This window comes from Salinigranum marinum (assembly GCF_024228675.1).
Taxonomy (GTDB): domain Archaea; phylum Halobacteriota; class Halobacteria; order Halobacteriales; family Haloferacaceae; genus Salinigranum; species Salinigranum marinum.
On the sequence record NZ_CP100461.1, the window covers coordinates 3194636 to 3213640 of the forward strand.

The 19005-nt window shown below is 69.2% G+C and carries 18 protein-coding genes and 2 pseudogenes; 11 read left to right on the top strand and 9 right to left on the bottom strand.

Annotated features, from left to right (window positions below):
• Positions 1-73: 73 nt before the first annotated feature.
• The gene (gene ligA / locus NKJ07_RS15885) at positions 74-2179 is read right to left on the bottom strand and encodes an NAD-dependent DNA ligase LigA (RefSeq protein ID WP_318567768.1); all 2106 of its coding nucleotides are present in this window, start codon (positions 2177-2179) and stop codon (positions 74-76) included.
• A 227-nt stretch (positions 2180-2406) separates the two neighbouring features.
• Here ligA and NKJ07_RS15890 point away from each other — a divergent pair, with 227 nt between their 5' ends.
• The 3 genes from NKJ07_RS15890 (at position 2407) to NKJ07_RS15900 (ending at position 4384) form a co-directional block, all read left to right on the top strand.
• Entirely contained in the window at positions 2407-3585 is a 1179-nt protein-coding gene (locus NKJ07_RS15890) for a pyridoxal-phosphate-dependent aminotransferase family protein (protein WP_318567769.1), read from the top strand.
• A gap of 64 nt (positions 3586-3649) precedes the next feature.
• Positions 3650-4180 (top strand): hypothetical protein, encoded by a 531-nt coding sequence (locus tag NKJ07_RS15895; protein WP_318567770.1) that lies wholly within the window; start codon positions 3650-3652, stop codon positions 4178-4180.
• Positions 4181-4261: 81 nt separating this feature from the next.
• Positions 4262-4384 carry a hypothetical protein gene (locus NKJ07_RS15900; RefSeq protein WP_318567771.1) on the top strand — a complete coding sequence of 41 codons (123 nt, stop codon included), beginning with the start codon at positions 4262-4264 and terminating at the stop codon, positions 4382-4384.
• Between the two features lie 25 nt (positions 4385-4409).
• Here NKJ07_RS15900 and NKJ07_RS15905 read toward each other — a convergent pair whose 3' ends face one another.
• Entirely contained in the window at positions 4410-5012 is a 603-nt protein-coding gene (locus NKJ07_RS15905) for a conditioned medium-induced protein 4 (protein WP_318567772.1), read from the bottom strand.
• Between the two features lie 175 nt (positions 5013-5187).
• On the opposite strand from NKJ07_RS15905, the gene NKJ07_RS15910 reads away from it, so the two are divergent.
• The 6 genes and pseudogenes from NKJ07_RS15910 to NKJ07_RS15935 all read left to right on the top strand — a co-directional run.
• The gene (locus tag NKJ07_RS15910) at positions 5188-5772 is read left to right on the top strand and encodes a biotin transporter BioY (RefSeq protein ID WP_318567773.1); all 585 of its coding nucleotides are present in this window, start codon (positions 5188-5190) and stop codon (positions 5770-5772) included.
• An 8-nt stretch (positions 5773-5780) separates the two neighbouring features.
• Positions 5781-6482 carry an energy-coupling factor ABC transporter ATP-binding protein gene (locus NKJ07_RS15915; RefSeq protein ID WP_318567774.1) on the top strand — a complete coding sequence of 234 codons (702 nt, stop codon included), beginning with the start codon at positions 5781-5783 and terminating at the stop codon, positions 6480-6482.
• Positions 6483-6525: 43 nt separating this feature from the next.
• Positions 6526-7233 (top strand): energy-coupling factor transporter transmembrane component T family protein, encoded by a 708-nt coding sequence (locus tag NKJ07_RS15920; protein WP_318567775.1) that lies wholly within the window; start codon positions 6526-6528, stop codon positions 7231-7233.
• 75 nt (positions 7234-7308) lie between these two features.
• Positions 7309-7983 (top strand): helix-turn-helix domain-containing protein, encoded by a 675-nt coding sequence (locus NKJ07_RS15925; RefSeq protein ID WP_318567776.1) that lies wholly within the window; start codon positions 7309-7311, stop codon positions 7981-7983.
• A gap of 171 nt (positions 7984-8154) precedes the next feature.
• Entirely contained in the window at positions 8155-10266 is a 2112-nt protein-coding gene (locus NKJ07_RS15930; RefSeq protein ID WP_318567777.1) for a (Fe-S)-binding protein, read from the top strand.
• A gap of 44 nt (positions 10267-10310) precedes the next feature.
• Positions 10311-10589 (top strand): annotated as a pseudogene (locus tag NKJ07_RS15935) (VOC family protein); the annotation flags it as partial.
• Between the two features lie 51 nt (positions 10590-10640).
• On the opposite strand, the pseudogene NKJ07_RS15940 reads toward NKJ07_RS15935, so the two are convergent.
• Both NKJ07_RS15940 and NKJ07_RS15945 read right to left on the bottom strand, forming a co-directional pair.
• A pseudogene (locus NKJ07_RS15940) lies at positions 10641-10823 on the bottom strand (alcohol dehydrogenase catalytic domain-containing protein); the annotation flags it as partial.
• Between the two features lie 179 nt (positions 10824-11002).
• The gene (locus NKJ07_RS15945; protein ID WP_318567778.1) at positions 11003-11455 is read right to left on the bottom strand and encodes a ferritin-like domain-containing protein; all 453 of its coding nucleotides are present in this window, start codon (positions 11453-11455) and stop codon (positions 11003-11005) included.
• 143 nt (positions 11456-11598) lie between these two features.
• Between NKJ07_RS15945 and NKJ07_RS15950 the strand changes: the two genes are divergently transcribed.
• The gene (locus tag NKJ07_RS15950; RefSeq protein WP_318567779.1) at positions 11599-12096 is read left to right on the top strand and encodes a cupin domain-containing protein; all 498 of its coding nucleotides are present in this window, start codon (positions 11599-11601) and stop codon (positions 12094-12096) included.
• Positions 12097-12129: 33 nt separating this feature from the next.
• On the opposite strand, the gene NKJ07_RS15955 is transcribed toward NKJ07_RS15950, so the two are convergent.
• The 4 genes from NKJ07_RS15955 to NKJ07_RS15970 all read right to left on the bottom strand — a co-directional run bounded on the left by NKJ07_RS15955 (position 12130) and on the right by NKJ07_RS15970 (position 15661).
• Positions 12130-12417 carry a DUF7853 family protein gene (locus NKJ07_RS15955; protein ID WP_318567780.1) on the bottom strand — a complete coding sequence of 96 codons (288 nt, stop codon included), beginning with the start codon at positions 12415-12417 and terminating at the stop codon, positions 12130-12132.
• Between the two features lie 478 nt (positions 12418-12895).
• Positions 12896-14059 carry an acyl-CoA dehydrogenase family protein gene (locus NKJ07_RS15960; protein ID WP_318567781.1) on the bottom strand — a complete coding sequence of 388 codons (1164 nt, stop codon included), beginning with the start codon at positions 14057-14059 and terminating at the stop codon, positions 12896-12898.
• 50 nt (positions 14060-14109) lie between these two features.
• Entirely contained in the window at positions 14110-14814 is a 705-nt protein-coding gene (locus NKJ07_RS15965) for a type 1 glutamine amidotransferase (RefSeq protein WP_318567782.1), read from the bottom strand.
• Between the two features lie 70 nt (positions 14815-14884).
• Complete coding sequence (locus NKJ07_RS15970) at positions 14885-15661, bottom strand: alpha/beta fold hydrolase (RefSeq protein WP_318567783.1); 777 nt, start codon at positions 15659-15661, stop codon at positions 14885-14887.
• Positions 15662-15903: 242 nt separating this feature from the next.
• Between NKJ07_RS15970 and NKJ07_RS15975 the strand changes: the two genes are divergently transcribed.
• The gene (locus tag NKJ07_RS15975) at positions 15904-16173 is read left to right on the top strand and encodes an SHOCT domain-containing protein (protein WP_318567784.1); all 270 of its coding nucleotides are present in this window, start codon (positions 15904-15906) and stop codon (positions 16171-16173) included.
• Between the two features lie 11 nt (positions 16174-16184).
• Here NKJ07_RS15975 and alaS read toward each other — a convergent pair whose 3' ends face one another.
• Positions 16185-18953: an alanine--tRNA ligase gene (alaS, locus tag NKJ07_RS15980; protein ID WP_318567785.1), complete on the bottom strand. Its 2769-nt coding sequence runs from the start codon at positions 18951-18953 to the stop codon at positions 16185-16187.
• Between the last annotated feature and the right edge of the window lie 52 nt (positions 18954-19005).

Here is a 19005-nt window from a genome sequence, read left to right on the forward strand (position 1 = left end):
TACATTTTATCGGTTGGCCGCTCGTCCCGACGGTCCCGTTCGGCCGTCCGGGACCGCGGTCACGCCCGTCCACTCACGCCGGCGGGTAGTCGACGCCGTGTTCTCCCAGGACGGTCTCGAACTCCGTCTCGGTGAGTTCGGGTACGTCGTTCGCCGCGGCGTCGTCGCGTTTGTTCCGCCCCGGCGAGTCGCCGACGACGAGGTAGGAGGTGTTCGACGACACCGAGGAGGTGACGCGGCCGCCGTGGCGCTCGACGAGGTCGGCGGCGTCCGCGCGCGACACCGACAGCGAGCCGGTGAAGACGAACGTCAGCCCCTCTAACGGCGTCGCACCGTCGTCGGTGTCGAGGTCCTGGGGGTCGACCGCCGTCAAGAGGTCAGCGATCGCGGCACGGTTCTCGTGGTTCTCGAAGAACTCCCGGACGTGGTGGGCGACGGTCGGCCCGACGTCCGGAACCGTCTGCAGGCGGTCTTCGAAGCCGCCGAAGTCGGCGTCGTCAGAGAGCGGCAGGGCGTCGAGGGAGCCGAACTCCCGGGCGACGTTTCGGGCCGTGGACTGGCCGACCTCGGGGATGCCGAGCGCCGAGAGAAAGTCGTCCAGCGGGGGCTCGCGCGCGTCGTCGACCTCTCCGAGGAGTTTCTCGGCGCTGCGCTGGCCCCACCCCTCCAGTTCCGCGAGCGCGTCGACGTCGAGTCGGTAGAGGTCCGCCAGCCCCGTCACGAGGTCCGCGTCGACCAGCTGTGCGACGCGCTCGCCGCCGAGCCCCTCGATGTCGAGGCCCTTCCGCGAGCCGTAGTGTTCGATCGTCCGCTCGAGCTGGGCCTCGCACGTCAGCCCGCCGGTACAGAACGCGAGGGGGCCGTCGCGCTCGACGGGACTGCCACACACCGGGCAGGCGTCGGGGAACGAGAAGACGCCCTCGGAGCGTTTTTCGACGACCTCGTCGACGTGCGGGATGACGTCGCCGGCCCGCTTGACGCGGACCCGATCGCCGATGTCCACCCCGAGGTCGGCGATCTCGTCGGGGTTGTGGAGCGTCGCCCGCGACACCGTGACGCCGCCGACGTCGACCGGATCGAGGAGGGCGACGGGCGTCAGTCGCCCGGTCCGGCCCACCTGGACGACCACGTCCTCGACGGTCGTCGCCTCCGTCCGCGCGGGGAACTTGTAGGCGAACGCCCACCGGACCGCGCGGGCGGTCGACCCCAGTTCCTCCCGGGCGGAGCGGCTGTCGACCTTGATCACTGTCCCGTCGACCTCGTAGTTCAGGCCGTCGCGCTCGTCCATCAGCCGGTTCCGGTAGTCGACGGCGGCGTCGATGTCGTCGACGCGGTCGACCCGGCCCGCGACGGGGAGCCCCCACTCCTCGAACGCCGCGAGCGCCTCGGTCTGGGTCTCGGGCGCGTCCCCGTCGCTCGCGGCCATCACGTCGTAGAAGAAACAGGCCAGCGGCCGGCCGGCCACCACCGCGGGGTCGAGCTGTCGGAGCGACCCCGCGGCGGCGTTGCGCGGGTTGGCGAAGGGCTCCTCGCCGGCTTCGATCCGCTCGCGGTTGTGTCTCGTGAACGCGTCCCGGGGCATGTACACCTCGCCGCGGACGGCGAGCTCTTCCGGGGGGGTCCCGCGCAGGCGGAGCGGCACTGCCCTGATGGTCCGGACCTGCGCCGTCACGTCGTCGCCCGCCTCGCCGTCGCCGCGGGTGGCGGCGCGCTGGAACTCGCCGTCCTCGTAGACGACCTCGACCGAGAGCCCGTCGAACTTCGGCTCGCAGACGTACGTGACGTCGCCCACGGCATTGCGGACGCGGCGGTCGAACTCCCGCACCGCCTCCTCCTCGACCGACTGGTCGATCGACAGCATCGGCGCGACGTGGTCGACCGTCGCGAGTTCGTCGACCGGCTCGCCGCCGACCCGCTGCGTGGGTGAGTCCGGCGTCGCGAGGTCGAGCGCGTCTTCGAGGGCTTCGAGACGCTCGAACAACGCGTCGTACGTCCGGTCGGCGATCACCGGGTCGGCCTCGACGTAGTACCGCCGGTCGTGCTCGTGGAGCGCCTCCCTGAGGAGGCGGGCCTGCGTCTCCGCCTCGCCCCGCGAGAGTTCGTCGACGGGTGCGAAATCCGTCGGCGGCTCTCGGAGGTAGGGGTTCTGCATGTCCGACTCGAGTTCGCCCTCTGTCATCGGTCACCCGTTGGTGGCACGGGGGTAAATGATCGGGGATGTGTGTCGCCCGTCGATCGGTCCCGCTCGTGACCGGGCACTCGCCCGTCGCTTCGTTTCGCTCGTCGCGTCGGCCGTGGACCGTGTGCTCCGCTCGGGCTCGGCCGCGTCCGTCCGGAGGCGTCCGTACTCCACGACACGCTGGCGTTCCGCGACGCTTATGCCCGGCGACCATGAACTGCCGGTATATGACCGAGGACTTCCTGCTCCTCAACCCCGGTCCCGTGCCGGTGACAGACGAGGTGCTCCAGTCGATGGCCGAGCCGATGGTGTCGCACCGCTCCGCCGAGTTCGAGGCGGTGTACGAGCGCGCCCAGGACGGACTCGACTACGTGTTCGAGCACTCGTCGCTCTCCGGGGAGTCGACGACCGCCGAGGGGGGGACGTCGCTCGTCCTCAACGGCACCGCGACGATGGGGATGGAGGCGGCCATCACCAACCTCGTCGGCGAGGGTGGGGAAGTCGTCTCGCTGGTCAACGGGAAGTTCGGCCGCCGGTTCGCGCGGATCGCCGACCGCTACGCCTCCTGTACCAGGGTCGAGGCCGACTGGGGGGAGTCGATCCCGGTCGAGGCGGTCGCCGACGCGGTCACCGACGACACCGACGTCGTCACGCTGGTCCACAACGAGACTTCCACCGGACTCTTGAATCCGGGCACGGAGATCGGCGAGATCGCCCGCGAGCACGACGCCACGTTCGTCGTCGACGGAGTGACCTGTATCGGCGGCGACGAGTTCCTCATGGACGAGTGGAACGTCGACATCGCCATCACCGACGCGCAGAAGGCGCTCGCGGCCCCGCCGGGGATTAGCGCGATGTGGGTCCGACACGGCGTCGAAGAGCGGTTTGACGGCGAGGCCGCTCCGTTCTACGAGGACCTCGACTGGCACCTCCGGAAGGAGGAGAGCCACCAGACGCCCTTTACCAGTGCCGTCCCGCTGTTCCGCGCGCTCGCGGTCGCCGTCGAGGACATCGTCGCCGAGACGATGCCGACGCGCATCCGCCGCCACCAGCGACAGGCCGCCGCGTTCCGCGCGGGGTTCGAGGCGATGGGCCTGGAACTGTTCGCGAACGCTGACGGACCCACGGAGCTTTCGAACACCGTCACGTCGGTGTCGCTCCCCGACGAGGTGTACGGCGACGACGCCCCGGACTTCTTCGACGGCGTCGCCGAGCGCAACGTCAGCATCTCCGGCGGACAGGCACACCTCGGCGGACAGATCTTCCGCGTGTCGAACATGGGTCACCTCACGTCCGAGCAGGTGCTCCGTGGCGTCCGCACGGTCGGGGAGGCGATGGCCGACGCCGGCGTCGACGTGGAGACCGAAACCGGCGTCGAGGCGGCGCGGGCGGCGTTGGCCGAGTAACCGTCGAGTCGCCGCCGCCCCGGGCCCCGAAGACACTTATCGAACGCTCGGCGACCCTTCGGCGATGCGCCGACCGACCCGCCTCGTCCTCCTCGGCCTCCTCTCGCTCACGACGGCCTTCGCCCTCCCGTTCGTCGATTTCGTCACCGCCGACTGGGACCGCGACTACCGATACCGCGCTCCGACCGACGGCTTCTGCGCCGACGCCGTCGACGAGCCCCGCGCGGGGACGGCCGCCGACAGCGCCGTCGACGCCGATTTCGTCGTCGACCGGACGGCCCTCCCGACCGACGTCCGGCGACACGTCCGCCGCGCCGAGACGAACGGCTCGTACGTCGTCGAGACCGATCCAGGCGGGCCGTTCTCCTTTCCGAGCGACTACCAGGCCCGCGGCGAGGGCTGTTACGCCGTCCGCGACACCGCCGGCGGCGACACCCGGTACCGGACGCTCGTGACGGACGCGGTCACCCACCGGGCGGATCCGTCGCAGGTTCGGGCCGTTCGGCTCGGTAGTCAGGTCGCTGCCGCCCTGGGTGGGCTCTCGCTTCTGGCCGGCGTCGGTCTCGGGATCCGCCGACGGTGGCGACGCCGATAAAGTGGATCGCTCGGTCCACGCCGTGCGAAGAGTTATTGCGCCCCCCGTGGGTGTCTGTGTCTGGGTCACACGACAGCGTTCATGCTGACGGCCGGCCACCCCGCGGGTACTGCGGGGACCGTCGCCGCCGTCGTGGCGGTGTACTTCCGGGACCGCGTCGCGAGCGCCGTCGGCCTCCCTCGTCGGTTCCGCCACCGCGAGTAGCCGGGCAGGCGAGCGGCGACCGAACTCAGAACGAGACGTCGGTCTCGAGATCCTCCGTCGCGTCCTCCAGCCCGTCGCGTCTGGCGTCCGACGCGAGTCGCGTCGACAGTTCTTCGTCGCTCAGGAGTTCGGCGAACTCGTCGCGGAAGCGGTGACTCGCCCGTGCGGCGGCGGTCTCGCTCTCGACGACGCGGTACGCGCGCCGCACCGCCTCGGCGTCGGCGTCGATCGCCTCGACGCACGCCTCCACGTCCGCGCCGTCGACGAACAGCCGACGGACGGTCACGATCTCGATGTCGGTCGCGCGGTCGACGTCGGTGACCAGGTGGAGGTCCATCCGCGCCTCGAACACCTCCTGCGCCGTGATCCCGAGATCGGCGGCGATCTCGGCGTCGGTCTCGTCGTCGAAGAAGCGCCGCAGGACCGTCACGAGCGCGTCGTCGACCAGGGTCGAGCGGAAGTCGAACCGCTGGCGCATCGTGGCGACGAGGTCCGTGAGACGCTCGTCCGTGGCTTCGTCATCCCCCCCGGCGAGCGACCCGCGCGTCTCCTCCTGTCGCTCGGTGACCGTATCGGAGCCCGTGGCGTCGATGAAGATGTCACGGAGTTCCTCGGTCTTATCGTCCATGGCGACCGGGCTACACCCTGCGGTGGTAAAAGCCTGCTGTCGCCACGCGTCGCTGACAGTTCGTATGGCGGTGATGTCGACAGCACGGGAACGGCCGGTGCCCACGGCAACCGCCCTCCGCCGCCCTTCGTCAACCAAACGATTAAAGCGGTTTACAGAACATCCTCGAACACAGATGGCGACGAACACAGAGTCGGTCGAACTCGTCGGCGACGAGGTGGTCGGGAACGTGGCCCGCGCCGTCCTGTTCGCCGCCGCGACCGCGGCGACCGCACCCGTCGACCTCGTCCACCCGCTCGCACCGAACGTCCCGATCACCCTCCAGACGCTCTGGGTCTACCTCTCGGGGATCGTCCTGGGGCCGCTCTGGGCCGGCTTCGCCTTCGTCCTCTACCTCCTCGCCGGCGTCGTCGGTCTCCCCGTCTTCGCCGGCGCGAACGCCGGGCTCGGCGTCGTCCTCGGCCCCACTGGGGGGTTCCTCGTCGGCTTCCCCCTGGCGGCCGCCACCATCGGGTTCGTGGCGCACGGGCGAGACGGCCTCAACCCACTGAGCGAGATCCCGGTCCCGCGACTGGCCGTCGCGCTCGTCGCCGGGAGCGCCGTCGTCTACGCGGCCGGGTCGGTCGGCTTCTCGCTCGTCCAGGGGATCGGCCTCCTGGCGAGCGTCACGGCCGTCGTGGTTCCGTTCCTGCCGGTGGCCGCGCTCAAGGCCGCCGTGACGGTCGCCATCGTCCGGAGCGACGCCATCGTCGCCCGCTGAGGTCGGTCGTGATCCGCACCCGGAACCTCACCCACCGGTACGGCGACAGCGTGGCCGTCGACGGCGTCTCGCTCTCCATCGACGACGGCGAGTTCCTCCTCCTCGCCGGACCGAACGGCTCGGGGAAGACCACGCTCGTCCGCCACTTCAACGGACTGCTCGAACCCGACTCGGGGATCGTGGAAGTGAACGGCGAGGCAATCTCCGAGAACGTCGTCGCGGCGCGGACCGCGGTCGGCATGGTGTTCCAGGATCCTCGCGACGGCTTCGTCGCGGCTACCGTCGGTGCGGACGTCGCGTTCGGGCCCGAGAACCTCGGCCTCACGCACGACGAGATTGAACGCCGCGTCGACGACGCGCTCGCGGCGGTCCGTCTCCGGGAGAAGCGCGACGCGCGGATCGAGGCGCTCTCTGGGGGCGAACGCGAACGGGTCGCCATCGCGGGCGCGCTCGCCATGGACCCCGACCACCTCGTCCTCGACGAGCCCTTTACCGGATTGGATTGGCCCGCACGGCGGGCGGTGCTGGAGCGCCTCGACGCGCTGCACGCTGCTGGCAAAAGCGTCGTCGTCGTCACGCACGACCTCCGGGACGTCGCCGCCCTGGCCGGGCGGGTCGTCGTCCTCACCCAGGGCCGGATCGCCCTCGACGCCCCGACCGACGAGATCGACCCCGACCGACTGACCGAGCGAGGGATCCGCCCGCCGTGACCCCCGTGCGACCGCCCACCTCACGCACGGTCAGGACGCGGCGGTGAGCCTCTCGTTCGTCGCGGGCGACTCGCTCGCCCACCGCCTCGACCCGCGGACCAAACTCGCCGTGCAGGCGGGCTTTGCGGTCGCCGCGGTCGCCCACACGACGCCCGTCGGCTTGCTGGCGCTCTCGGGCGCGACGCTCGTCGTGCTCTTTCTCGCTGCGACGCCGGTCGCCGCGAGCCTCCGGTCGTACCGATCGTTCCTGCCGTTCCTCGTCGCCGCGCCGCTCGTTGAGGGGGCGACGCTCGGGCCGCCGTGGTTCGTCGTGAGCGACGCCACCGGTCCCGCCCTCGCCTCCTACCGGGTGGTGTTGCTGTTGCTCGTGTCGACGGCGTACATCCGGACGACGCCCGTCCGGGAGTCCCGTGCTGCGATCCAACACCTCCTCCCGGGTCGCGTCGGCGTCCTCCTGGGCGCTGGTGTCGGTCTCGTCCTGCGGTTCCTCCCGCTGATGCGCCACGACCTCGCCACCATCCGGGCCGCGATGGCCGCACGACTCGGCGACCGCGCTCCCGTCCACGAGCGGATCCGGCTCGTCGGCGTGACCGGCCTCCGGCGGGTGTTCCTGCGCTCCGACCGCTTGGCGCTGGCGTTGCGGGCCCGCTGTTTCTCGTGGAACCCGACGCTCCCCCCGCTGTCGTTCTCCCGACGCGATTACCCCGCGCTGGGCGTGGCGGTCCTCCTGGCGCTGACCGCGCTCTTCTGACGGCACACTCGGCACCGGCCCCGACCGTCGAAGTATTTTTCACTTTACACTCCACCGTTCTCATGGAATCCCCCGATGAGCGTCATCGCCACTCTCGATGTCGCCGCCGAACATTTCGTTCTCGAAGCGGCCATCTCCGAACCCTCGGGGCTCCGCGTGCAACTCGAACGCGTGGTCCCCTCCGACGAGTGGTTCGTGCCGTACTTCTGGGTGGCCGATGGCTCCGTCGACGCCATCGAGACTGCCCTCCGATCCGCGCCGGACATCGACTCGTTCCGCGTGTTAGACCGGATCAACGGGGAGGCGTTGCTCCGCGCGAACTGGTCGACCGACGCGTCGCCGCTCGTCGAGACTATCCACGCCACCAGCGGAGAACTGCTCGACGCCGTCGGCACGGCCGGTGAGTGGCGGGTTCACCTCCGCTTTCCCGATCACACCGACCTGACCGAGTTCTACCGGCGGTGTCACGAACGGGGGATCCGGCTGGACTTCAAGCAGCTCCACAACCCGGGCGTCCCGACGGCGAGCGGTCTCGGTGCCGGGCTCACGGAGACCCAACGTGAGACGCTGTTGACCGCGCTGGAGCGTGGCTACTTCGACGTCCCCCGGGAAATCAATCTGGTCGAACTCGCTGCCGAGTTGGGCGTCTCGGACACAGCGGTCTCCCAGCGGCTCCGGCGCGGTATCTCCGGACTACTCGTGGCGGCGATCGAGGGAACCGAGAGCGCCGACGGGCCGTCAGCGGAGTGAGTGCCGGCACGTAGTCGACGGCGTCGGCACAACGGTTAACACGACGCCGGACCCGGAATCTGGTATGCTACACTGTCGGCCACCGGCGCTCGAACGTTCGACGGTCGTCGCGTCCCGGGGTCGGTCTCGGGACCCGGCCGGACGCGGTACCGCGATCAGAGGGGCCGCGCCATGACGGTCGGCGTTCTCCAGACGGTGACGCGCGAGACGTTCTGGACCATCGGTCCGGTGGGCGAGGCGGTGTTTTACTACCTCGCCGCGGTGGCGGTTCTCGTCTTCGGCTACGGCGTCTACGGGCGGTTCGCCCGCTACGCGCGCGGAACCGACGACCCGTTCGCCCGCCTCGACGACCTCTCGGGACGACTCCGCCGCGCCACGCGCATGCTCGTCTCCAACGAGGCCCAGTTCGACCGCGACCGCTACGCGGGGGTCATGCACGCGTTCATCGTCTGGGGCTTTCTCACCCTCCTCATCGGCACCACAATCCTCGCGATCGACATCGACATCTACCGCCGTTTGACGGGGACGTCCTTCTTCGTCGGCGACTTCTACCTGTCGTACTCGCTGGTGATGGACGCGCTGGGGCTGCTGTTCGTCGTCGGCGTCGGCATGGCGATCTACCGGCGGTACCGGGTGAGAGAGGAGCGACTGTGGGGCAAACACACCGGCCTCGAGGACGACGCCTTCGTCTGGACGCTCTTTCTCCTCGGCGTTGGGGGCTACCTCACCGAGGGACTGCGCATCGTCGGCACCGGTTTTCCCTCCTTCGAGACCGTGTCGTTCGTGGGCTACTTCGTCGCGCTCGTTCTCGACGCCGGGGGACTCTCGGCCGCGGGGGCCGAGACGCTGTACTCCTGGGCGTGGTGGTCTCACGCGATCCTGGCGCTCGCGTTCGTCGCCGCCGTCCCCTACGCGAAACCGTTCCACATGCTCTCGTCCTTTGCGAACATCGTCACGCGGGATGAACGGGCGGGTCGTCGCCTCCCCCGGGTCCCCGAACACCTCGCGCCCGACGAGATCGGCTACACCTCGGTGGCGGACTTCTCGTGGCGACAACTGCTCGACATGGACGCCTGCACGAAGTGTGGCCGGTGTTCGTCCGTGTGTCCCGCGAAGGCTTCCGGACGCGACCTCGATCCGCGCGACGTGATCCTCGACCTGAAGACGTACCGCGAGTCGGTCGACGCGGGCGGCGAGGAGGTCGACATCGTGGCGGACGGCGGTTCGCCGGTGATCGCGGCGGAGTCGATGGAGTCGTGTATGGCCTGCATGGCCTGCATGGACGCCTGCCCGGTCGACATCGAACACCTGACCCATTTCACGGAGATGAACCGCCGGCTCACGGAGACGGGCCAGCAACCGGAGCAGGTCCAGGAGGCGATGATGAACGTCTTCCAGAACGGCAACGCCTTCGGCGACCCCGCACGGAAGCGTCCGGCGTGGACCGAGGAGCTGGACTTCGAGGTGCCGGACGCCCGCGAGGAGTCGGTGGAGTTCCTCTGGTACGTCGGCGACTACCCCTCCTACGACGAGCGCAACCAGCGGGTCGCCCGCGCGCTCGCACGTATCCTCCACGAGGCCGGCGTCTCCTACGGCATCCTCTACGACGACGAGGCCAACGACGGCAACGACGTCCGAAGAGTGGGTGAAGAGGGGCTGTACGAGATGCTCGTCGAGGACAACGCGAGGGCGATGGACGACTGCGACTTCGAGAAGATCGTCTGCACCGATCCCCACTCGTACAACACGTTCGAAAACGAGTACCCCGAGCTGGCGGCCGACCTCGGCGTCGACTTCGACTACCCCGTCTTCCACTACACGCAGCTGTTGCAGACGCTCGTCGACGAGGGCCGACTCGACCTCGGAACCGTCGACCGGACGGTCACCTACCACGATCCCTGTCACCTCGGTCGGTACAACGGTGTCTTCGAGACGCCCCGCGAGGTCGTCGAAGCGACCGGCGCGGACCTCGTCGAGATGCCACGCAACCGCGACGATTCGTTCTGTTGTGGCGGCGGCGGGGGCGGCCTCTGGATGGACCACGACGAGCACACGAAGCCGAGCGAGGAACGGCTGCGAGAGGCGACGGAGGACACCGTCCGCACGCCGGAGCAGTTCGTCGTCGCCTGTCCGATGTGCGCGACGATGTACGAGGACGGCCGTAAGACGGGCGGCTTCGAGGAACAGTTGGAGATCGTCGACGTGAGCGAACTCGTCGTCGAAGCGCTCGACGAGCGCGCGCGGGCGGGGACGGGCGGGACGACGCCGACGGCGGCGGACTGAACGACGGGATACAACGCTTCCGTCCAGCGTCACGACAGGAGGACATGGAGCCCCGCATCAACCTCGTCACCCTCGGCGTCGCCGACGTCGACCGCGCGGTCGAGTTCTATCGTGAACTCGGCTTCCCCGTCGACCGCCGGGGCGACGCCGCGTTCTTCGAACTCGATGGCGCGTGGCTCTCGGTCTTCCCGCGCGAGGCGCTCGCCGCGGACGCGGGTGTCGACGCCGGCCAGACGAGATTCGACGGCGTCACGCTCGCACACAACGTCGGTTCGCGGGAGGAAGTCGACCGCGTCCTCGCCGAACTCGCCGCCGCCGGCGGCGAGGTGACCCAGCCGGGGAGAGAGACCGACTGGGGCGGCTACTCGGGCTCCGTCGCCGACGGCGACGATTCTCCCGGTGGGCTCGTGGCCCAGAGTGTGCGGCGGGTCCGGACGGTAACCGAACCAGTCCCGGTCGCTCTGCCAGCAGTGCCAGTCGGACCGACACACGCCACAGCCGATCACTTCGGCCACGGCCCCGTGCGGTTCGGGCTCCGGACGGTCGGCCTCCTGCACCTCTCAGGGTTCTTTGAACGCCTCGAGTACGACTGCTTGCATTGCGTTTCGTGCTTCGGCTGAAATGACAAATAATTATATTTTAGGAAAACATGTTTGTAAAGTACCGTGAGTGTCTGTCAATCGAGCAACTCGAACGAGAAGTAACGCTCGGTGGTCGGACGGGCGGGCGCGGGGGATTACTCGCGCTGGTACTCCTTCTTGTAGCCGCGGAACTCCGTCCGGTGGGCCTCCTCGTCGGCGAGGATGGTCACCGCGAGGTCCTCGGTCACGGGGTCGTTCGCCTCCTCCGCGGCGTCGATGAGCGCGCGGTAGGTCGCGATGGCGTCCTCCTCGGCGTCGAGCACACCCCGGATGACCGAGAGGACGTCCGTCGAGTCCTCCGGGGGCTGCAGGGAGTGCTGTGCGGCCTCGAACTCCGCGGAGGCGGGCGGGCGCTCGTCGAGTTGCTTCAGGCGCTGGCCCAGCTGTTCGGCGTGGCCGAGTTCCTCCTGGATGTCCGTCTGGAGGGACTCCTTGATCTCCTCGGCGCGGACGCCGTCGAGGACGATCGCGTTGGTCATGTAGTTCCAGACGGTCTCGTGTTCGTCCTGGTACGCCTTGCGCAGGAGTCGGGTGACCTCTTCGGACATGGTTCGAACTTCGCTCTCTGACGACATGAAGCTACGGACGCCGGCAGGGACGGGGAGTTCCGCCCGGAGGAGACGGTCACCGCTACGCAGGTCGAACTGACGCCGCCGGTGGCCTTTTGACCTTCCCTCCGGCCACTTCGACTATGGATCCAGTCAACGAGTCGGATCTCGAGTGGACCGAGACTCGACGGGGCGTGACCGAGTTCCGCCGCAAGCGACTCGCCGACGCCGCCGGTGGCGAGGAGCTCGGTGCCAGCCTCTACGAACTCCCGCCGGGCGGGAAGTCGTGGCCCTACCACTACCACGCGGGCAACGAGGAGGCGATCTACGTCCTCGCCGGCGCGGGGACGCTCCGCGTCGGCGACGACGAGGACGACGAGCGCCATTCCTTACAGGCGGGCGACTACGTGGCGCTGCCGGCCGGTCCGGAGAGCGCTCACCGGGTCGAGAACGACGGCGACGACCCGCTCCGGTTCCTCGCGCTGTCGACCATGCGCGACCCCGACGTCACCGTCTACCCCGACTCGGGGAAGATCGGCGTCTACGCGGGCTCGCCGCCGGGCGGCGACGCCGACGAACGGGTCGTCAGCGGCTACTACCCGGCCGATGCGACGGTCGACTACTGGCTCGACGAGGAGTGACGGGCGGCCGACGCCGGGGACCCGAGGACGGCCTCAGAGTTCGGTGCGGACCAGTTCGAGCAGCCGCGCGGCGATCGCCTCGTCGCGCTCGGGCGCGTCCTCGAGGTACGTCGCGAGCGCGTCCGCGAGCACGCGGAGTTCGGGGGCGTCGAAGGCGGTCTCGCCCGCTTCGATCCGGAGGACGAGCGAGCGCGCGTAGCGGGGGGTCTCGTCGGCGTCGAGCGCCCGATCGACCGTCGACGTGAGGGCCGCGTGGAGGACCCACGCCTCCTCGCGCGACAGGTCGAACGACGCTGGGCGGTTGTGAGTGGGGGTGGTCATCTGGAGGGTGCCTCTACCCGTTTGTAGGGCGCTGAGACGTAAATGCTTGTTCGCGGGTGGCCGGGGCGACGCACACGACCGAAAGCTACTGATGACCGCACGCTTCGTTTTCGACAGCCCTGGTGGCGTCGCTCGCCGCTTGACCGATCGCACACGACGACCACCCGCGCCTTGACCACGCGGACGCTCCGCTACCGGGTCCACTGGTCGGCTTCGAAAAGAGGAACCACGAAGTGGGGGGGAGAGGGGAGTAACAACGCAGTTCCTCAGGTAGTACATGAGAAGTATCCCACATTATTGTTACGGTATCGCACGCCGACACGACGGACGACGAGCGAGCCCCCCGAACGAGCAGCCGAACTACTCGAAGGCCGCGATCCCCGGTTCCTCACCGCGATCGCCCCGAACGAGCAGCCGAACTACTCGAAGGCCGCGATCCCCGGTTCCTCACCGCGATCGCCCCGAACGAGCAGCTGAACTACTCGAAGGCCGCGATCCCGGTGAGGTCCTGCCCCAGGACGAGCGAGTGGATGTCGTGGGTACCCTCGTACGTGTAGACGGTCTCGATGTTCGCCAGGTGCCGCATCGGCGAGTAGTCGGTGGTGATCCCGTTGCCGCCGAGCATCTCCCGGGCGGTCCGTGCGACCTCGCGCGCCATCGCGACGTTGTTCCGCTTGGCCATCGACACCTGCTGTGGCGTGAGGTCGCCGCGTTCTTTCAGTTTGGCGAGGCGGTGTGCGAGCAGCTGTGCGGTCGTGATCCGCGTCGCCATGTCGGCCAGCTTCTCCTGCTGGAGCTGAAAACGGGCGATCGGACCGCCGAACTGCTCGCGATCGAGCGCGTACTCTCGGGCGGTCTCGAAGCAGTCGCGGGCCGCGCCGACCACCCCCCAGGCGATGCCGTACCGCGCCTGGGTCAGACAGGACAGCGGCCCTTTCATCCCCTCGACGCCGGGGAGGACGCTCTCCTCGGGGACCCAGGCGTTCGAGAGGCCGATCTCACCGGTAACGGAGGCGCGCATCGAGAGCTTGCCGTCGATCTCGTTCGTCGTGACGCCGTCGCGATCGGTCTCGACGAGGAATCCGCGGACGGGCTTCCCCTCCGAGGAGGTGTCGCGAGCCCACACCACTGCCACGTCGGCGACCGGAGCGTTCGTGATCCACGTCTTCGACCCCTGCAGGCGGTAGCCGTCGCCGTCCCGCTCCGCGCGCGTCTCCATGCTCGCCGGGTCGGAGCCGTGTTCGGGCTCCGTGAGGCCAAAACAGCCGATCGCCTCGCCACTACCGAGAGACGGGAGCCACCGCTCACGCTGTTCGTCGGAGCCGTACGCGTGGATGGGGTACATCACGAGCGCACCCTGGACGCTCGCGGCCGAGCGGACCCCCGAATCGCCCGCTTCGAGCTCCTGCATCAGGAGGCCGTAGGCGGTCTCGCTCACGCCCGGCAGGCCGTACCCCTCCAGGTTTGGTGCGAAAAAGCCGAGGTCGCCCATCTCGGGGATGAGTTCCAGGGGAAAGGTGCCGTCCTCGAACTGTTCGCCGATATCCGGTCGGACCTGCTCGTCGACGAACCGGCGCGCGGTGTCGCGAACCATCCGTTCCTCGTCAGCGAGGTCCCCCTCGAGGGCCACGTAGTCGAGCATAGAGACAGTCGGGATCCGCCGAGCAAAAGCCTTCGTGAGCCCGCGTCCGCTCAGTCGGCCGCCGCGGTCGGGCCGTCGCGGACGCGGCGCGCGTAGTCGACGAAGTTCTCGAACAGCTGTTTGGCCTCGCAGGCGGCGTCGTACGCCTCGGGGGTGATGCCCGAGACGACCGATTCGATCCGTTCCGTCGAGAGCTGGTCGTCCTTGCCGCGCGTGACTTCCTCGGCCGTTCCGGGGTCGTACTCGGGGTGGAACTGCACGCCCCACGCGTGGCCCGCCCGGAAGGCGTGGACGCCGTACTCGTTCTCCGCGAGCAGTTCCGCGCCGGGCGGGAGTTCGACGACGGCGTCGGAGTGCGTGGTGAAGACGGTGAACGAGTCGTCGATTCCCTCGAACAGTTCGCCGCCGCGGTGTTCGACCGTCCGGTAGCCGATCTCGTACTCGCCCATGTCCTCGACTCGTCCCCCGAGCGCCTCGGCGAGCACTTGGTGCCCGTAACAGACGCCCAGCATCGGGAGGTTCCGGTCCGCGGCCCCTTCGACCCACCCCAGGAGCGATCGGATCCACGGCTCGTCCCAGTAGACGGAGGCGCGGGAGCCGGTGATGACGACGCCGTCGTAGCCGTACGTCTCCGGGAGCGCCCCGTCGGTGACGTCGAACTCCGCGAGGGCGGCGTCGAGTTCGCGTCGGAAGTTGCGGCGTGTGTGTGTCGCGCCGTGAGACGCGTCCAGCAGTGCGAAGCGGGGTCTCTCCATCGGTTATCCGAACGCACGTGAGGGAATCACAAAGACGTTGTGTTCACACGAGCGTTTGCCGCGCTCTCGGTCACGTCGACGCCGCCTCGGACTCGACGAGTCCGACCAGCCGGTCGTTGACGACTCGCGAACGCTCGACGCCGACGAGGTGGGCTACGCCCTCGAACGGGAGCCACTCGCCGCGCGGGAGGCCGTCGGCCAACCGCCGCGCGCCGTCGACGGGCCACTGTCCGTCGGCGCCCCCGTGGACGACGAGCGTCGGCGCGGTCACCTCGTACAGCGGCGGCGGCCGGTAGTCGCTGACGGCGGCCGCCTGCGCCTCCCACACCCGTCGTGGGGCGTCCTCGGCCGCCCGCCACGAGACGATCCGGTCGACGACATCGGGGTGGGTATCGCGGAACGACGCCGAGAGGAGCGCCTCGGTCGACGACCGAAGCGCCGCCCGGTCGTCGGTAGGTGCGAACGCCTCCATCGGCGTTGTTCCGCCGAGCCCGCTGCCGAGGAGCGTGAGGCTTCGGACCCGCCCAGACCCGTGGGCGAGGTCGAGGGCGACGAGCCCGCCGAGCCCCCTGCCGACGAGATGTGCACCCCGGACGCCGGCGTCGGCGAGCACCGACTCGACGTCGGCCGCGAGGGTCGACATCGAGTACGGCCCCGGCGGAGCGTCGGACCGCCCGACGCCGCGGTGGTCGAACACGAGTGTGTGAAACGGGCCGGCGACGGCGCGGTGTTGCCACGCCCACTGCCACGCGCCGAACCCCACGTCGCCGACGAACGCGACCGTCTCGTCGCCCGCGCCCGCCGACTCGTAGTAGATCGAGACGTCGTCGTTGTGTGCGGTCGGCATGGGCGATCGTTCGATTCCCTGCGGTCTCTACGTTGCGGTCTGACCCCGCCGCCGCGACCGTCCCGACCGCCCGCCGCCCGCCTCGAAGGGCGAATCCGCCCACGGTGTGGATTCTCACTGTGCTGGAACCGGTTTCGGTACTTACGCCGATGGACGGTCACGTCTCAGGTAGAAGGAAGATGATGCACGACCTCCTCGGAACCCTGTTACAGTGGGGCCCGCACCGCGGACCGCACGGACCGATGGGTCCACACGGTGGAGCCGGCACCGGAACGATGCAGTGGGGGGCGGCCGGAGGGGCCGGCTTCGGGCTCCTCTGGTGGCTCGTCCTCCTGGCGATCGCCCTCGCGCTCGTCGTCGGTGCCGTATACCTCGTGCACCGGCTCGACGCGAGCGCCACGACCGAGCAGGACGCGGTGGACGTCCTCAGATCGCGGTACGCCAGCGGTGAGATCGACGACGAGGAGTTCGAACGGCGTCGCACGCGGCTCGACGGCGGGCCGTCGGCCTGACCCGACCTGATTCAGGCGTCGAGCACCTTGCGTAGAACCCCGGGGGCTCCGTCGAGCGCGTCGTCTAGTTTCTCGACCTGCGGGCCGCCGCCCTGTGCGAAGTCCGCCGGGCCGCCCCCGCCGCCGCCGACGCTCGCGGCGAGTTCGCCGACGACCTCGCCCGCGTTCACGCCGACGCTGTCGGGGACGCCGACGACGAACTGGGCGCTCCCGCCGGCGGCGGAGCCGAGCACGGCGACCTTCCCCTCGTCGACGAGGGCGTTCGCGGTCGCGCGGAGTTCGTCGGCGTCGCCGTCGAGCCGCTGGACGACGACCGCGGTGCCGTCGATGTCGATCTCCTCGCTCCCCGCCGCGGCGCGTGCCTCCGCGAGTTCGCGCTTGAGCCGGTCGACCGTCTTGCCGCGCGCCTTCCACTCCTCGAAGAAGCGCTCGGCCGTGTCGGGAACGTCCTGCGGGGAGACGTCGAGCACGTCGGCCGCCTCGTAAAGCGCGTCCTCGGTGCGCTGGGTGGCTTCGATGGCGGCGTCGCCCGCGGCGAAGACGATGCGCTCGACGCCGTCTTGGACGGGCTCGGTCGAGAGGATCTTGATCGCGCCGATGTCGCCCGTCCGGCTCACGTGGGTGCCACCGCAGGCCTGGACGTCGTCGGCGACGTGGATGAGCCGGATGTTCTTCCCGGGTGGGATCCCGCCCTGATAGAGGTCGAAGCCGTGTTTCTCTTCGGCCTCGTGTCTGTCGGGCCACTCCTGTTTCACCGTCACGTTCCGCGTGACCAGCTCGTTCGCCACGCGTTCGATCTCCTTGACCTTCTCGCGCGTGATCCGCTCGTAGTGGCGGACGTCGAGGCGGGCGCGGCGGGTCCCCTTCTGTGCGCCGGCCTGGCGGACGTGCTCGCCCAGCACCTGCCGGGCGGCGAAGCCGATGACGTGCGTCGCCGTGTGGTGGCGCATCAGCCGGCGGCGGCGGTCGACGTCGAGTTGGCCGCGGACGAACTCGCCCTTGCCCGGGTCGTCGTCGGTCCGGTGGAGGACGACGCCGTCGCGGACCTGGACGTCCTCGACCTCGACGGTGACATCTTCAGTTGAGAGCGTGCCGTGGTCCGCCGGCTGGCCCCCGCCCTCGGGGTAGAACATCGTCTGGTCGAGGACGACGTCGTAGCCCGACTCGCGCTCGAACACGTCGAGGACGACCGCCTCGAACTCCGTCCGTTCCTGGTCCTCGTAATAGAGTTTCTCCGTCGCGGGGAGGTTCGAGAGCCGCTCGTCCGTCTCAGTGACCGCCTCCGCGTCGTCGGTGTCCTCGTGGCGCGCGGCGACGAGCGAGTAGAAGTCGTCGGGCACTTCGACACTCGCGTCGCGTTCGGCGGCGATCTCCCGGACCATGTCCGGCTGAATGCCGTGGGAGTCGTACAGCTCGATGAGCTCCCCGGTGGGGATCGGCTCGCCGCGCTCGGCGTACTCGTCTGCCAACTGTTGGACCCGTCGCGAGCCGCGTTCGAGCGTCTCGCGGTACTTGCGCTCCTCGGTGCGGACGATGTCGCGGATCGTGTCGCGGTTCGTGTAGCCGAGGCGTTCGGCCTGCATGTCGACCAGTTCGTCGAGCGGGGCGTCCACGCCGATGGCGTCGACGAGCCGTTTCGTCCGCCGGAGGACCATCCGCGCGAGGTAGCCCGTCCCGACGTTCGAGGGGACGATCCCGTCGCCGAACATGTACGCCAGCGCCCGGCAGTGGTCGGCGACCGCGTAGATGTCTTCGAGCGGACGCAACAGGGCGGTGAGGTCGTCCGCGTCGACGCCGAGTTCGTCGGCGACCTCCGCGCGAGCCCCCCGGAGGTCGTCGATCTCGTCGATGTCCAGATAGCCCGAAAGCTTCGCGGCGCGGTGGACGAGCTCGCGCTCCTCGTCGGTGAGTGAAAGCCCGGCGTTCCCCTTGAGAAAGTCGATCATCTCGGGGTAGACCGCCTCGTACACCGTGGGCGTCCCCTGTGAGACCCACGTCCAGCGCTCGAGGCCGTAGCCGGTGTCGACGATGTACGTGTCCATCTTCGAGTACCGGTTGCCGTCTTTCATCTCGTACTCCCCGTCGGGGTCCTGTTCCATCGACATGAAGACGAGCGTGGCGAGCTCCGCCCCCCTGTACAGCACCTCGATCGCGGGGCCGGCGTTGCCGCCGCCGACCCACGGGTCCTCGATGTAGGTGATCTCGTCGAGGTTCGCCCCCAGCGACTCGAAGAACTCGTCGCAGTACTGCACCGTCTCGTTCTTCCAGTACACCTCGCCCTCGTAGGCGTAGTCGGCTTCGGCCTCCTCGCGCGTGTTGAACGCGTGGTGGGCCATCATCTCGAACGCCATCGTGTGCCGCCCCGTCCTGCCCACGTTGTCGATGTCCTGCATCCGGATGCAGGGCTGAGAGATACAGAGCGGGTTCGCGGGCGGCGGCGTCTGCCCCGAGGTGACGAGCGGCTGGAAGTCGTAGATCGACGCCTGCGTCAACAGCACGTCGTCACGCCAGCGATTGGCGGCGACGGGATAGGGATCGATGCGTTCGTGACCCCGTTCTTCGAAGAACGAGAGGAACACCTCGCGCATCTCCTCCAGCGTGTACTCGCGGTCGAACCCGGGGTTGTCGATGAACGAGTAGTCGTCGGCGGGCGGCTCCCCGCACGTCTCGCGGTCGGGGTCGCGCGTCCAGAAGTAGACGCCCGTCACCGGACACTGCCGCCGGTAGAAGCCTTCCTCCTCGAAGTAGTCGAGGCGGTACTCCTCTTCGAGTTCGCTCATTGTCCTTCCCTTGGCCAAGGACCGGCTAAAACAGTTCCGGGAAGGCGCGCAT